This window comes from Alteromonas sp. AMM-1 (genome assembly GCF_047290655.1).
Taxonomy (GTDB): Bacteria; Pseudomonadota; Gammaproteobacteria; order Enterobacterales; family Alteromonadaceae; genus Alteromonas; species Alteromonas mangrovi.
The window spans coordinates 1-13,363 of the sequence record NZ_JBLBUE010000096.1 but is presented as its reverse complement, the minus strand read 5'-3'; the positions used below and the strand labels follow the sequence as shown (position 1 = coordinate 13,363).

Below are 13,363 nucleotides of genomic sequence, written 5' to 3'. Positions count from 1 at the left end.
CGCACTCTGAGGCATAGCCATTCTATGTCCAGAGGGCGCAACACAGATGTAAGTCGTTTTGGCCACTCCCTTCGGGCAATACTGACAGGCTTTTTAGCGTTGTTACGCTTGCTTGATTTGGAACCACCAAACCTGCACAACCAAGCCTAGCTAAAAAACCTGTCAGTGTTGCTGAGTGGGTAAACTACTATGCGAATTGGTATTAGGCTATAGTGTAGCTAATACCAACATATCAGCGAGTATTTGTTCTACACCTTGCGCTGTATCAGATACAGACCGTTTTTTAGCTGATAAATTCCCGATAAATTAAGAATACGAATTGAATAACCCATCAGGAGAGCGACATGTTACTCACTATTCAGGAAAGACTGGCTGCTATTCAACCGCAGCCCCGCAAAATTACTGCCGCTCAGGCTGCCGGAGAAAAAGCACAACACGACGGTTTCGTTATTGACGTTAGAGAGCCTGCCGAGCATGCTACCAGTCCTGCAAGAGGAGCAATCAACATCCCCAGAGGCGTGCTGGAAATGAAAATGCTGGAATTGGTAAAGGATCCCGGCACACCGATATACCTGCATTGTGCATCCGGGGCCAGAGCAATGCTATCGGCAGAACAACTATCCAGAATGGGTTATCAACACGTTTCAGTAGTCACTTGTGACGTACCCACCATTCAAAAAGCATTTTCATAATACAGCGGAGAGCAACATTTGAATTTAAAAGCGACACTCGAACAATGGAGAATGTTTAAAGCCGTAGTGGATGCCGGAGGCTTTAATCAAGCCGCTGAACAGGTTCACAAAAGCCAGTCAAGTATTCACCATGCCGTACAAAAACTCGAGTCGGCGCTGGGCCTTACGCTGTTTATCAACGAGGGGCGTCGGGTCTCATTAACAGAAGCCGGAGAATTGATGTATCGCCGGGCCTGTTATTTACTGGATGAGGCCCACAAAGTAGAGTCGGTTGCCAATAGCCTGAAATCGGGCGTTGAAACTTACCTGCGAATTGCAGTGGATATTATTTTCCCACCGGAAATGCTCTACAAAGCACTCAATAAAGTATCACAAAATTACCCACTGCTTCGCATTGAATTAATGGAGACCGTGTTAAACGGAGCCAATACCTTGCTTAAAGAAGGCGAGGTTGACCTTGGCATTTCCCCGTTTCCGTTTAACAGTGGTTTTTCAGAAGACTTGTGTGAAATTGATTTTATTGCCGTAGCTCACCCTTCTCATCCCCTCCATGCATTAGGACGCTTGCTAACGCTGGAAGACCTTAAAGGGCATCGTCAGATTGTGGTGAGGGATTCCTCAACCGACCGCAAAGCAGAATCGGGCTGGTTAGGAGCGGATCAGCGCTGGACCGTAAGCCACGTAAGAACATCGATAGATATTATTCGCCAAGGATTGGGATTTGCCTGGCTTCCCCTGGCAATTATTCGCAACGAACTGGACAGTGGCTTATTAAAACCGCTGCCACTGGATCAAGGCGGCGTCAGGAAAGCGTTATTATTCTTATGCTTTGCCGACGGTGATCGACTCGGGCCTGCGGCAAGATCATTTTTAGGGGAATTGCGCTATCAGACCATGTCGTTACCCTCAATAGATTCCGTGTCAGAATAAGCCGGCACGGGTATACATCTACCACACCGAATTATTAAAATTTTTTTGATCCCAACAACCTGGCCTTCCGTAATTGAACTATTGCCAGAGTTTTATTTAATGAAAGGATGCTCCCGTGCTTACTGTACTGCTTGTCGACGACGATACTGAATTTCTGGACGTAGCCTGCACTATCATCGAGTTTTTAGGCCACGAGGTACTTACTGCTACCAATCTGGAAGAGGCCCGGGATTGGGTTAAAAAAGAAACCTTCGACCACATATTACTGGACTTCATGCTACCGGACGGTTCCGGGTTACATTTACTGGAATCGCTTCCTGAAAAATCTCCAACCCATGTTACCCTGATCACCGGTCATCCATCTGTTAGAGGCATCATTAAAGACCTCTGCGGACCGAAAGTGGATTACCTGGTAAAACCTATTCAACGCGAAGATATCGAGCAGGTATTAAGTCGTAAGTCTTCTGCCCGTTCCTCGCCTAACGCTAAAAAGCCCGCCTTTACCAAGCATTTTGGCCACCTGATTGGCGAATCAGCGTGCATGCATGAATTGTATAAGCTGATCGGCCGGGTCAGTAAAACGCAGGCTAATGTGATGCTGTTAGGCGAAAGTGGTGCAGGCAAGGAAGTGGTAGCAGCCGCAATACATCAGGCATCAGAATCCGAAGGCCCTTATGTCGCCACAAACTGCGGTGCATTTTCCAAAGAATTAATTGGCAGTGAATTGTTCGGCCACGAAAAAGGCGCGTTTACCGGCGCAGTAGGAAAAAAAGCAGGCGTATTTGAACAGGCCGAAAACGGCACGTTATTCCTGGACGAAATTACCGAAATGCCTATCGACATGCAGCCCAATTTATTGCGGGTGCTGGAAAATAAAGTCGTTATTCGCGTAGGTGGAACTAAAACTATCCCGGTTAATTGCCGAGTGGTATCGGCCACAAATCGTTCAATGGAAGAAATTGCCCAAAGCAAAGTACTGCGTGAAGATATTTATTTTCGCTTAGCCGTATTCCCCATCACGATCCCGCCATTGCGCGAGCGCAAAGATGACATTCCCATGCTGGCCGAGTATTTTATTCACCAGCTAAACGAAGAAAATGGTACGCAGTATCAGTGGCAATCCAGTCAACTCGAGCAACTGTCTGCGTATGACTGGCCAGGCAATATCAGGGAACTTCGTCACTTTGTACATCGGGCTGCCATTATGAGTGATCCGCAGAGCAGTACGCTGGATCTCCCAAAAACGATTGAGTCGCCGTTTGCCAAAAAGCAAAACTTATCTTCGGGCTTAAAAGCCGGACGAACCATAGAAGAAGTTGAGAAGGAACTCATTTATGCCACGCTTGAAAAAGTAGATGGCAATAAAACCACGGCAGCAGAAATGCTTAGTACTAGAACAAAAACCCCGTACAACCGACTACATGCTTACGGTCACCCAAGCGCCAGCGATAAATAACAGGAAGGAACGCGCAAGGAATGAATGAGCAACAGTTTGAACAATTGCAGGTTGACGTGCACGATGCACGTCGTCCTTTGAATCGCATAACCATGCAAGCCGAGCTGATTAAAATGGCACTCAATGGCGATGTGCCTGTAGAAAAAGCGATGATTGCACTCGATAAAATCATAACTGAATGCAAATCCTGCAGCGAGAGCCTGAGTCAGATAGTGGCAAGAAATCGTCCCGATTCACAGGATAATCCTGAATGAAGCGATTGATTCGAACGGCATCCTCCTGGGTACTAATGATCGCTTTAATAGTGGTTGTTATTACTGCAAATTCAATTTATACCATTCATACATTGGATGAACTAGCCGCCGTAGAAGCGCGTATATTTACCACCAATAAGGTAATCGATTCTGTTAATGCCCTGCACGTTGCCGTTCTGCGCACAGAATCAGGTCAACGCGGCTTTCTTCTGTCAGATAATCCCGCCTATCTGGAAGACTATGAGAAAACACTCAACCAGGTAAACAAACTGCTTGCCGATGTTGAAGCAAACGCCATCAAATCTGACTTTGAAGCGCAAAGCCAGCGTATCGAAGAGTTGGTTAAACTGGCTAAGCAAAAATTGAATGAGCTTATTGAGACCGTGGAATTGGCCCGCGCCGACAAGCACGCCAAAGCCCTGAGCATTTTTAATTCTCAGGTTGGATTGGCGCTGTACGATCGATTTGAAACCTTGTTTAACCAGATTGCAGAGGAAGAACGAAGATTACAACAGCTGCATGTCGCGACGCTGGTTAAGCTTCGCATTGATTCCGTGAACAACCTGATCATCTCCTCGGTAACCACCGGGCTGCTTATTGTCGGTATGTTTTTTCTGTTGCGAATTAACATTCGGGAAACCATTAAGCACCGCCGCGAACTTCAGCATCACAACATGGTGCTGGAGTCGAGAGTGGAAGAACGCACGTCAGAACTCAAAGTGTATTCAGAGGAACTGGCGCGCAGTAACCGCGAATTAAAAGATTTTGCGTTTGTAGCCTCTCACGATCTTCAGGAGCCGCTCAGGAAAATTCGCGCCTTTGGCAATCGCTTAAGTACCGGCTACCAGGATGTAATAGACGAACGCGGACAGGACTTCCTCAACAGAATGCTCAATGCAGCCGAGCGGATGTCGATGCTTATCAGTGACCTGTTGGCATTTTCAAGGGTAACCACCCGTGGCAAGGATTTTACCGATACCGATTTAAATGAGGTTGTCTCGGCTATTCTTGAGGATTTGGAAATACCCATCGAAGAGACGCAGGCGCACATTGTTGTAGAGCCTTTACCGGTAATGAAAGCTGACGCTTCACAGATGTCGCAGTTATTCTTAAATTTATTCTCAAACGCCCTCAAGTTTAAGCATACAGAAGTGCCACCTGAAATCACGTTGCGCTGTGAGCACGTGAATAGCCATGAACAAGAAATTCATCAATTATTGCCAGGACTGGCCTGGGTGAAGCTTACAGTGCAGGACAATGGCATTGGCTTTGAACAAACATTTGCAGAGAAAATCTTTGCTCCCTTTCAGCGCCTTCACGGCCGCTCAGAATACAAAGGCACCGGCATAGGTTTGGCAGTGTGCCGACGCATAGTTGAGCGCCACAACGGCCTAATAACTGCATTTAGTGAACCAGGCAAAGGCGCCCGATTCGACATGTATTTACCCTTAGATGGGCAACCTTTCGACAACGCAAGACAACAAGGAGTGACCCAGGATGCCACATAGCCGTGTGCCGATAACTATATTAATGGCCGACGATGATGAAGACGACCGTCTTCTCACGCTGGACGCGCTCACCGAAGGGCGTGTAATTAACAATTTGCAATGCGTTGAAGACGGCCTGGAGTTGTTGGCTTATTTGCGTCGGGAGGGGCGTTTCAGCGACCCAGCCAGCTCTCCTCGCCCCAGCCTGATTCTGCTTGACCTGAATATGCCCCGAATGGATGGACGTGAGGCCTTGCAGGAAATCAAGGCGGACCCCGCTTTAAGGGGAATTCCGGTGGTTATTTTAACCACGTCAAAAGAAGAAGAAGACATGTTACGAGGCTATGATTTAGGCGCGGCGTCGTACATCACCAAACCAGTAAACTTCGAAGGCTTAGTTGAGCTTATGAAATCCCTCGGCCGCTACTGGATAGAAATTGTTGAACTTCCACAAAACAGCTGAGTAACAGGCCATGACTGACCATGTTGAGTTACTGCTAATCGAAGATGATGAAGACGATTATTTGCTTACTGCCGACTCACTGGCACAGTGCAAATCACCGACGTTTTCTATTAGTTGGGCCCAAAATGGCGATCAGGCCATTTCATTGCTGAAAGAACAACCATTTGATCTGTGTTTACTTGATTACCGATTGGGAAAAGAAAATGCCATTGATGTACTGGCAAAGTTAAAAGCCTTATCGGTATCCATTCCCGTTGTTGTGCTGACAGGTCAGGCCGACAGTGTGGTAGATGACATGGTAATGCGGGCGGGCGCAGAAGATTTTCTCACGAAATCAGAAATCGACACACCCCGTTTTATGCGCACGATTCGCTACGCACTGGTTCGCCGCGAAATAGAAACTGAACGGCTTGAGCGCAACCGAATTGAACAGCAAAACAAGGCAAAGGATAAATTTCTTGCGCATCTTGGTCATGAACTTCGCACGCCGCTGGCATCGATTCTTGGCTACACGGAAATGCTGTTGGACAACCACAGCAACGAGCCCATTCAACAAGAACTCTCAACTATTCTGAACAACAGTAAACACTTATTGAGCCTGTTAAATGATTTGCTTGATATGTCCCGGATCATGGCAAACAAACTGGAATTAAGCCCCTCTGCCCTGCATCTGGCCAGCTTTTTATCTGATCTCTACAGCCTGATGGTAATGCAAGCCAGTGAGAAAGGATTGGTATTAACCGTTGTGGCCGACAGTAACATTCCGGAAGAAATCAGCACCGACGCCACCCGGCTTCGTCAGGTGCTGATTAATCTGGTTAACAATGCGATTAAGTTTACTCCGAATGGTCAGGTAACCATTAGGATTAAGGCAAGTGCGCCCCAAAAATTACTGATATTCTGCGTAGAAGATACCGGTATTGGCATGCCCGAAGACAAGCTGGATAAAATATTTCAACCCTTTGAGCAAATTGAAGATCTGATGCAAGCCAATCATGGAGGAGCCGGTTTGGGACTTGCCATCACCCGGGAGTTAGTCCACCGTCTGGGCGGCGAAATCTGCGTAGAGTCTCAGCCAGGTAAAGGCAGTCAGTTTCATTTTACCATCCCACTACAATGTGATGATGTGAGCCATTGGGTAACTTTGGATTTAGAAGCGCCACAGCGCGCTACACCAGTAAGTATTCGCAAAGATCTGTACGGCAATGTGCTTATTGTTGATGACCTGCGCGATATCAGACGTCTAACCGGCAGCCTGGTGGGAACCACTCAGGCTAGTGTTCAATATGCCAAAAACGGGCTGGAGGCACTGGAAAAAATACAGGAAAGCCAAACTGCAAATACCCCTTTTGACCTGGTATTGATGGATATCCATATGCCGGTAATGAATGGCATAGACTGCTTAAAAGCACTGCGCAGCGAAGGCATATTTACACCGGTAGTGGCCGTAACGGCAGCCAGCAGAAAAGGCCTGCGGGAATCCTTACTGGAACAAGGTTTTGATAATGTGATTGCCAAGCCAATTGACCGACAAGCCCTGAGTGATGTGCTGATTCGATACCTGCATGAATCACCCCTTGTATCCAGCCTACCCCAACAGCCTGCCAGCGCGTCAGTGATGGTGGTAGAAGACGATGAAGATGTTGCCGATCTAATGGTAATACTACTTACAGCCCTTGGATACCAAACCACTGCTGCTAATAGTGCCAGACAAGCCAGACAATTAATAACAGACTCTCCAAACGCGTACGACCACGTTATGGTTGACTTGCATTTACCCGATGCCAACGGATACGAACTCATCCAGTCGTTAATGCGCATATCCGACTCATTAACGTTTACTATTGTAAGTGGTACGGAAACGAATCCTGAAGCACTTAAAGGTTTACCCATTATACAAACGCTGCTGAAGCCGGTGAGCCGTGAAGATTTAGCCCAAATAACGATCCCCATTCGACAACGCCACTGAATTGTAAAAATTTCACCCATTGTGAAATTCACGCTTCAGATATCGTGCAGTTAAAGCTTAACATTATGTATTTTATAGCAATTTTATAAGGCACAGTGTTTGCTTTCCATCTTGTAAACCAGTACCCATCCCGGGTAACAAGAAAAGGAAGCCATTATGGATATTACTGTGTTACACCGCATGTTTACGTCCACTTGCATTACTCGCGTGGTGTTTGTAGCCATGCTGACGCTTTGTATGTTGTCGGGTTGTGCGAATCTTTCACCAACGCCATTCCAGCCGTCCGGCCCTTCGCAACCCTTTGGATACAGCACGCATCAGTTGAATGAATCGACATTTCGCATTGCCTATGCAGCAAATGAACATACAGCATTTGATCAAATTGAGGCTTACGCCCACAAACGCGCGTCGGCACTGGCAAAAGAGCAAGGTTTTTCGTGGTACAGAATTGTATCGAGTACCACTGACAGCTTGCCAGAAGAACAGGCAAACGCACCTGTGCCTCCGGCAGATTTCTCTGTTGTTGAACGGGATGTTAACGGAAAACTGCCGGAATCACCTTGTGTAAAAGATGATTGTGAAATTGCCCAAACCCGCGCTCAGCCTGCTGTTAATAACAGCCAAAACGACACTGAGCAGTTGCCCACCCGGTTTTACACGCTGGTGATACAAGGCGGCATTGGTCAGACTGCCCCGGCCTCGGCTGTGTGGGTTGCAGAATAACGCTTTATGTTGTTGGCGCGATCGTTATTTAAGCATGCTAGCCTTTTAAGTTCGCCTGGTTAGCGTGCTCTACCCAATTCAAATCTTTGGTTTGCTCGTCTAACGTGCCTTTGGCATCTTCCAAAAAGATCTTACAGAAGTAGTCAACACACGGATACATATCCCGGTATTTTTTAAGCTGTACTTCCATTTCTTCCATTGCATTGGAAAATTCGTGATTGGATTTCGCCAGCTCGTAGTCACACTTTAAATACGCACACAACACATCAGCTGCTTTCGCCAGGCGAACATGCACATCATTCTTGTCTTGCACAATTAAGGGTTCGTAAGTGGCCTGAAGCGGCTCAGGCAAGGTCTTAATGAGCATCTGCTCAAAGCGCCGCTCCAGCTTTTTAATGGCTTGTGTGGTTTCCGGATCGTGATATTTAACCGGACTCGGGATATCACTCATACCAGCGATTTCGCTGCCTTCGTGAAAAATAGCCATGGCAGCGACACGGTCAGGTTCAATGGCTTCGTTAAATATCTCTTTTGCTATCACGCCCAGCATATGAGCGATCACCGATGCTTCATAAATATGGGTAGAGAGCATTTCAGATTGAAACTGAGCCATTAGTGGCCAGCGTTTAACGTTACGTGCACGCTGCATAAGTCCAATAAAGGCTGAGTGGCTGTTTGCCATTGTATTCTCCTGATTCTGGTGGATTGGGCGATCTTAACGACTATTCAACAAAATGTCTGCCGCAATCCGGATTTACACTCTGTAAAAAATGCACAGCTGCCTGTAACCATGGCTATACCTGCTGTTCTCACCCAACCACAAATCAACAAAAACCCAACATAATCAATGCTATACGTTATGGCACACAACTCGCATTAGCTAATGTGTCTTTACTGATAAATAAAGGAGACATCATGTTAGGTTGGGCTATTGTATTTTTTATTATTGCTATTGTTGCTGCAGTATTTGGATTTGGTGGCATCGCCGGTGCCGCAACGGGCATTGCGCAGTTCCTGTTTTTCCTGTTTGTCGTACTGCTGGTTATCTCGCTAATTGCAGGCGCTTTACGTGGTAAAGCACCGCGAGTTTAACCCCATTAACATCACAAGGAGATGACTATGAAAACGTTAAAACTATTGGATGTACTTAAAATGACAGTGATCGCGGCATTTGCATGTAGTGTAATTGCTTGTGGTGATGGCGCTGCAGAAGATGCAGGTGAAAAGATCGATGAAGTCGTTACCGATACTGGTAATGCCATCGAAGATGCTTGTGAAGACGTTAAGGAAGGCGTTGACGCGAAAGACAAAGATTGTTAATCACGTGTCTTCGAAAGAGCCCATATCCCGGTGGATATGGGCTTTTTTTATGGCTGGGGTAATCAAATAAGCATTAGTTCAGGATCACATCGACCCACACCAGACGATGATCCGAACTCGCCTCTCGGTTCTCCACTAACCGATACAGTGGATCAGATTGCACTGGCCAAAACACACCGCTTTGTTTAACCGATATGTTGTATCGCGACGGCAGTACATAGTCTGCTCGAGCTCCCCACTCTGCGGTGTATCGCGCGCAATAAGCGTCGTTGCAATGCGCCTTGCCACCGTCACTTTCAGGCACTACATCGCCATTGACTGCTGGGTGTTGCAATAGTTGTTCAATCACACCTGGACGGTATTTGTCTCCTGCATCCGCGGCATTAAAATCACCTACGAGTACAAACCGGGAATCGAGCGATAAACCGCCTCTATTACCCTGGTCATCATAAATATACCCAGATGTGTCACTCGACAAATAATCTGCCATCAATCGAATTTCGTCGTGATTGCGCTTACCATTTCGGTCTTCTGGTCCGTCAAAGTTAGGCGGCGTAGGATGCATTGCCAGAACGTGAAGCCACTTTCCTTCTACGTTCACCGGAATATCCCAGTGCGATTTTGAACTAAGCCGCATACCCTGCCAGGCCGCTTCGTCATACCAACTGTCAGTAGTGCCCGGATAAACAGGTTGTTGCGCATTGGGCATATCCTGCCACAGGAACATCTGAAACGTTCTCACCGATTCAAAATCTATGGGATATTTTGACAGCAGTACCATGCCATACTGCCCCGGATAAATACCATAGCCATAGGCGTCGCCGCCAGTACCTGTAGCCTCGCCATCGCGATCTAAATCAAACGGGCTGGGTTCACCGGTATTCACTGGTGCAGTATATACATAATCATAGTGTTGCGGTGTCTGCCCCTGCTGGCTTACAGCCAAAAAGTGATTAATAAACCGCTGCGCTGCCGATGGGTCTGCGCCAGTCGAAAAATCAAATTCATTGAGTAACAAAATATCAGGCGCAACCCGCTGAATAATTTCAGCAATATTTCGAATTTGTGGTTGTTCAGGATCATTTAACAGTGTTAATAACGTGGTAGCTGATGGGACGATGTCCTGAGCGCGATAATTATTTGCTTCCATACTCACGTTAAACGTGGCAATTCGAATGGTTGGTGTGTCAGGTGTCATAGGGGTGGTGTTTGCGGGTGCCACTTGCTCTGAACACCCAAACACCAAACTAAGCAGCAAAATACCTGTAAGCCGGTGTTTAAAAGAAAAATGGTGGGTCATGTAACTGAGCCTGATAGGGGGTAAATGTTGGCCTCAGTGTACCCCAACAGACCTTGCGAATGCTACGCTCCGCTTGCCCGACTCCAGCGCAGGAATAGTCCCAATGCCATCAACAGTAAACTGGCTGCCACCACCACGGCGACCGGATAGAACAGATTACCAGCCAAATCTAACTGACTGTATTTAATAATCATAATCAATCCTTCCAGCACCAATGCAATAATCACCACACTCACAAAACGCGTTACCGTGCGCCGGATGGCATCAAACAAATCATCTTCTTCGCTAAAACGGTATTCCTTGTAGATGCCGATTGCCAGTTCATAGGTTGCCAGTGCTATAAACAGATCGTTGATTGATTTAATCACCGCCGAGACAAAATCGATATCGGCGTTAAATCCCTCAATAAAATGTACGCCTGCCAGTCCAATCATGGTGGCGGAAATTAACATGAACAGACCCGCGAAAAAGGTAGCTGACAGCTCTTTAACCCATTTATTTTGCATGATGTGCGCCCTCCTGAATGTTCGCGTTAATATTCTGGTTGTGTTTACCAGGCAGCAAATTTAGCAAGGCAGGCAGCAACGTCATGTCGGCCAACAATGCCAATAACATGGCGATTGCAGTCAGTAATCCAAAATACACACTGGGCAAAAAATCTGACCATGCGAATAACGAAAAACCGATCGCAATTAGTGACGTTGTGATAAGAATAGCCATGCCGCTATCACTAAACGCATTGCGAGTAGCCGCTTCGGTACCTTGCGCTGCTGATGCCCGATAGCTGTGAACAAAGTGAAGAGTGTCATCCACTGCAATCCCCATGGTGATTGCGGCAATGGTGATTGTCATGATATCCAGCGGGATGCCCAGCCATCCAATAATGCCCAGAATTGCCAGTGTGGTTAATACATTGGGTACCAGGGCAATCAATGCGAATTTAACGGAGCGGAAAATCACCAGAAACACCAGACCAAGCGCCACGTAAACCAATCCCAGCGTGGTTATTTGCGAATCAAATAACCTGGCCAGAATATCCTGATACAACACAAACAACCCCGTAAGCTGATAGTGTTGTTCAGACAAAGATACGGCCTGCATATCCTGGCGTAATTGCGTCATGAACTGCTCGCGATCAAGGCCTTCGGTAGTGTCCTTAATTCTAACTGCCATACGAAGCTGCTGTGCGTCTTCCGAAAAGTACGCCCCCACCAGTTGATTGACTACTTTTTTGTCGAGCAGGTAGTAAATCGCCGACAGCTCGTATTCAGTTAGCGGCTTATTGTTGTTCAGCTGTTTGGCAAGCTCAGTAAAATTGACCAGAGAAGTCACACTACCGGTTGCTTCGAATGCTTTCACAGCAGCCTGTGCCAACTGAAGTTGATTCACACTGTTTGCACTTAGCAGCAATGAAGCGTCGCTGGGTGGTTGCTGAATATCAATAATAATATCCAGTGCCGTTGTGCCACCAAACTCTTTGTCTATATAAGCCAGCTCCTGGTGAACGCGAGTGTCGTCTGCAAAGTAATTAATAAATGAATTTTCTACATTCAGGCGCAAGATACCCGCGGAAAGTACAATCAATAACCCAGCTGACACAAACAATACCCAGCCGGGCTTGTTTAAAGAAACACCGGCAGCACGATTGAGTAAGGTAGAGAAAACGCCCCACTCCTTACCTTCACTGTTTGCTTTGAGACAAGCCAGTCCGGCAGGAAATCCAATGACACTGACCAGCAGCGAAATACTGGTAGCTAATAACATCATAGTGCCAAAAGAGATGACTGGTGCTAATCCACTGAACAACAGTGCAGCAAAGCCCACAGAAGTGGTTAATGCAGCAAAAAAACACGGTGCAAACTTGGCATGCAGCATAGCTTTTACCCGCTCGTACTGATGAGATTGCGGCTTATCCCGGGCAATAGCGCGATAACTGCTGATCATATGGATCATTACGGCCAGGGTTAAAATAATTTGCAACGCCACAAAGTTGGCAGAAATTACCGTTGCCCGCACATCAAGCCAACCCAACACGCCTAAGGTAATACCCACACTCACTGCACAGGCACTAAGCGGAAAAATTACCCATCGCAACCGTCGGTACAAGACTGCCAGTAATAAAGCAATCACCAGCACAATCGCAATGCCAAATACAACAAGATCGCTGGTAATAATATCAATCAGGTGTTGACCCACTACATAAGGCCCGCCCAAATAAACATTTGCGCGCTCTGCGACTGCGGACGTGATGTGATTTATTTGCGCGATTTCTTGCTTGCGTTTTTCTGTTAACGCCAGCCGAATGGGATCGGCTTGTTTCGCTAATGCGTCAAGCTGCTCCTGAGCGCTGTCCGGCAGATCTTTCCCCATGAACTCGGCCTTTAGTGCCGTGATTTTGCGTTCAATTTTTACCAGCTCCGGATTGTCTTTAAAAACAATCTGAATTGCCGTCGCCGTATTCTGGCTGTTAATGAGTAAGTCAGTAAAAATAGGATGTCCTGACACCAGCGAGCGCATGGTTTCCGGTGTGTACCGTTGAAACTCCCAGGTGAGTTGATCAACCTGGGTATTGCCCGTCAAATCCGCTGCGTCGTTCACCAACGGAACGTTGATAATTGACGTTACCGCTTCAACGCGTTCAATTGCTTTAAACGCCTCGCTCAAACGTTCAAGATCATCGAAGGTTTGTTCACTGAACACTTCATGACGCGTCGGTTCATATGCCACCAGTATAAATTCATCAGGACTAAAGGTTTGCTGAGCAAGCTG

14 protein-coding genes are annotated in these 13,363 nt (G+C 46.9%); 10 read left to right on the top strand and 4 right to left on the bottom strand.

Annotation, left to right across the window (positions count from 1 at the left end):
- The first annotated feature begins 344 nt into the window (after positions 1-344).
- From ACLR2L_RS13925 to ACLR2L_RS13890, 8 genes are all read left to right on the top strand, one after another.
- Positions 345-692: a rhodanese-like domain-containing protein gene (locus ACLR2L_RS13925; RefSeq protein ID WP_413368827.1), complete on the top strand. Its 348-nt coding sequence runs from the start codon at positions 345-347 to the stop codon at positions 690-692.
- A gap of 18 nt (positions 693-710) precedes the next feature.
- Positions 711-1,622: a LysR family transcriptional regulator gene (locus ACLR2L_RS13920; RefSeq protein ID WP_413368825.1), complete on the top strand. Its 912-nt coding sequence runs from the start codon at positions 711-713 to the stop codon at positions 1,620-1,622.
- Positions 1,623-1,737: 115 nt separating this feature from the next.
- Positions 1,738-3,078 (top strand): sigma-54-dependent transcriptional regulator, encoded by a 1,341-nt coding sequence (locus ACLR2L_RS13915; RefSeq protein ID WP_413368823.1) that lies wholly within the window; start codon positions 1,738-1,740, stop codon positions 3,076-3,078.
- Between the two features lie 20 nt (positions 3,079-3,098).
- On the top strand, positions 3,099-3,332 hold the full coding sequence (locus ACLR2L_RS13910) for a hypothetical protein (RefSeq protein ID WP_413368821.1): 234 nt from the start codon (positions 3,099-3,101) through the stop codon (positions 3,330-3,332).
- On the top strand, positions 3,329-4,840 hold the full coding sequence (locus ACLR2L_RS13905; RefSeq protein WP_413368819.1) for a sensor histidine kinase: 1,512 nt from the start codon (positions 3,329-3,331) through the stop codon (positions 4,838-4,840). The genes ACLR2L_RS13910 and ACLR2L_RS13905 overlap by 4 nt, the downstream gene beginning before the upstream one ends.
- Positions 4,830-5,282, top strand: a complete 453-nt coding sequence (locus ACLR2L_RS13900) for a response regulator (protein ID WP_413368817.1) — start codon at positions 4,830-4,832, stop codon at positions 5,280-5,282. The genes ACLR2L_RS13905 and ACLR2L_RS13900 overlap by 11 nt, the downstream gene beginning before the upstream one ends.
- Positions 5,283-5,292: 10 nt before the next feature.
- Positions 5,293-7,251 carry a response regulator gene (locus ACLR2L_RS13895; protein ID WP_413368814.1) on the top strand — a complete coding sequence of 653 codons (1,959 nt, stop codon included), beginning with the start codon at positions 5,293-5,295 and terminating at the stop codon, positions 7,249-7,251.
- 156 nt (positions 7,252-7,407) lie between these two features.
- Positions 7,408-7,974, top strand: coding sequence for a CC0125/CC1285 family lipoprotein (locus ACLR2L_RS13890; protein WP_413368812.1), 567 nt, complete (start codon positions 7,408-7,410; stop codon positions 7,972-7,974).
- A 37-nt stretch (positions 7,975-8,011) separates the two neighbouring features.
- Here ACLR2L_RS13890 and yfbR read toward each other — a convergent pair whose 3' ends face one another.
- Positions 8,012-8,656, bottom strand: a complete 645-nt coding sequence (gene yfbR, locus ACLR2L_RS13885) for a 5'-deoxynucleotidase (protein WP_140956674.1) — start codon at positions 8,654-8,656, stop codon at positions 8,012-8,014.
- 233 nt (positions 8,657-8,889) lie between these two features.
- Here yfbR and ACLR2L_RS13880 point away from each other — a divergent pair, with 233 nt between their 5' ends.
- Positions 8,890-9,066, top strand: coding sequence for a DUF1328 domain-containing protein (locus tag ACLR2L_RS13880; protein ID WP_140956673.1), 177 nt, complete (start codon positions 8,890-8,892; stop codon positions 9,064-9,066).
- A 27-nt stretch (positions 9,067-9,093) separates the two neighbouring features.
- Complete coding sequence (locus ACLR2L_RS13875) at positions 9,094-9,294, top strand: hypothetical protein (RefSeq protein WP_140956672.1); 201 nt, start codon at positions 9,094-9,096, stop codon at positions 9,292-9,294.
- Positions 9,295-9,367: 73 nt separating this feature from the next.
- Here ACLR2L_RS13875 and ACLR2L_RS13870 read toward each other — a convergent pair whose 3' ends face one another.
- From ACLR2L_RS13870 to ACLR2L_RS13860, 3 genes are all read right to left on the bottom strand, one after another.
- On the bottom strand, positions 9,368-10,492 hold the full coding sequence (locus ACLR2L_RS13870) for an endonuclease/exonuclease/phosphatase family protein (RefSeq protein ID WP_413368829.1): 1,125 nt from the start codon (positions 10,490-10,492) through the stop codon (positions 9,368-9,370).
- Between the two features lie 164 nt (positions 10,493-10,656).
- Positions 10,657-11,100 (bottom strand): hypothetical protein, encoded by a 444-nt coding sequence (locus ACLR2L_RS13865; RefSeq protein ID WP_413368809.1) that lies wholly within the window; start codon positions 11,098-11,100, stop codon positions 10,657-10,659.
- Positions 11,090-13,363, bottom strand: a 2,274-nt coding sequence (locus ACLR2L_RS13860; protein ID WP_413368807.1) for an efflux RND transporter permease subunit, incomplete at its 5' end; no start/stop codon positions are given. The genes ACLR2L_RS13860 and ACLR2L_RS13865, both read right to left, overlap by 11 nt.

What these genes read in the sequence shown, in the direction of transcription:
- ACLR2L_RS13875 (WP_140956672.1), top strand. Translation starts at nt 9,094, where the DNA reads ATGAAAACGTTAAAACTATTGGATGTACTTAAAATGACAGTGATCGCG.
- ACLR2L_RS13910 (WP_413368821.1), top strand. Translation starts at nt 3,099, where the DNA reads ATGAATGAGCAACAGTTTGAACAATTGCAGGTTGACGTGCACGATGCA.
- ACLR2L_RS13895 (WP_413368814.1), top strand. Translation starts at nt 5,293, where the DNA reads ATGACTGACCATGTTGAGTTACTGCTAATCGAAGATGATGAAGACGAT.
- ACLR2L_RS13870 (WP_413368829.1), bottom strand. Translation starts at nt 10,492, where the DNA reads ATGACACCTGACACACCAACCATTCGAATTGCCACGTTTAACGTGAGT.
- yfbR (WP_140956674.1), bottom strand. Translation starts at nt 8,656, where the DNA reads ATGGCAAACAGCCACTCAGCCTTTATTGGACTTATGCAGCGTGCACGT.
- ACLR2L_RS13880 (WP_140956673.1), top strand. Translation starts at nt 8,890, where the DNA reads ATGTTAGGTTGGGCTATTGTATTTTTTATTATTGCTATTGTTGCTGCA.
- ACLR2L_RS13900 (WP_413368817.1), top strand. Translation starts at nt 4,830, where the DNA reads ATGCCACATAGCCGTGTGCCGATAACTATATTAATGGCCGACGATGAT.
- ACLR2L_RS13865 (WP_413368809.1), bottom strand. Translation starts at nt 11,100, where the DNA reads ATGCAAAATAAATGGGTTAAAGAGCTGTCAGCTACCTTTTTCGCGGGT.
- ACLR2L_RS13890 (WP_413368812.1), top strand. Translation starts at nt 7,408, where the DNA reads ATGGATATTACTGTGTTACACCGCATGTTTACGTCCACTTGCATTACT.
- ACLR2L_RS13905 (WP_413368819.1), top strand. Translation starts at nt 3,329, where the DNA reads ATGAAGCGATTGATTCGAACGGCATCCTCCTGGGTACTAATGATCGCT.
- ACLR2L_RS13925 (WP_413368827.1), top strand. Translation starts at nt 345, where the DNA reads ATGTTACTCACTATTCAGGAAAGACTGGCTGCTATTCAACCGCAGCCC.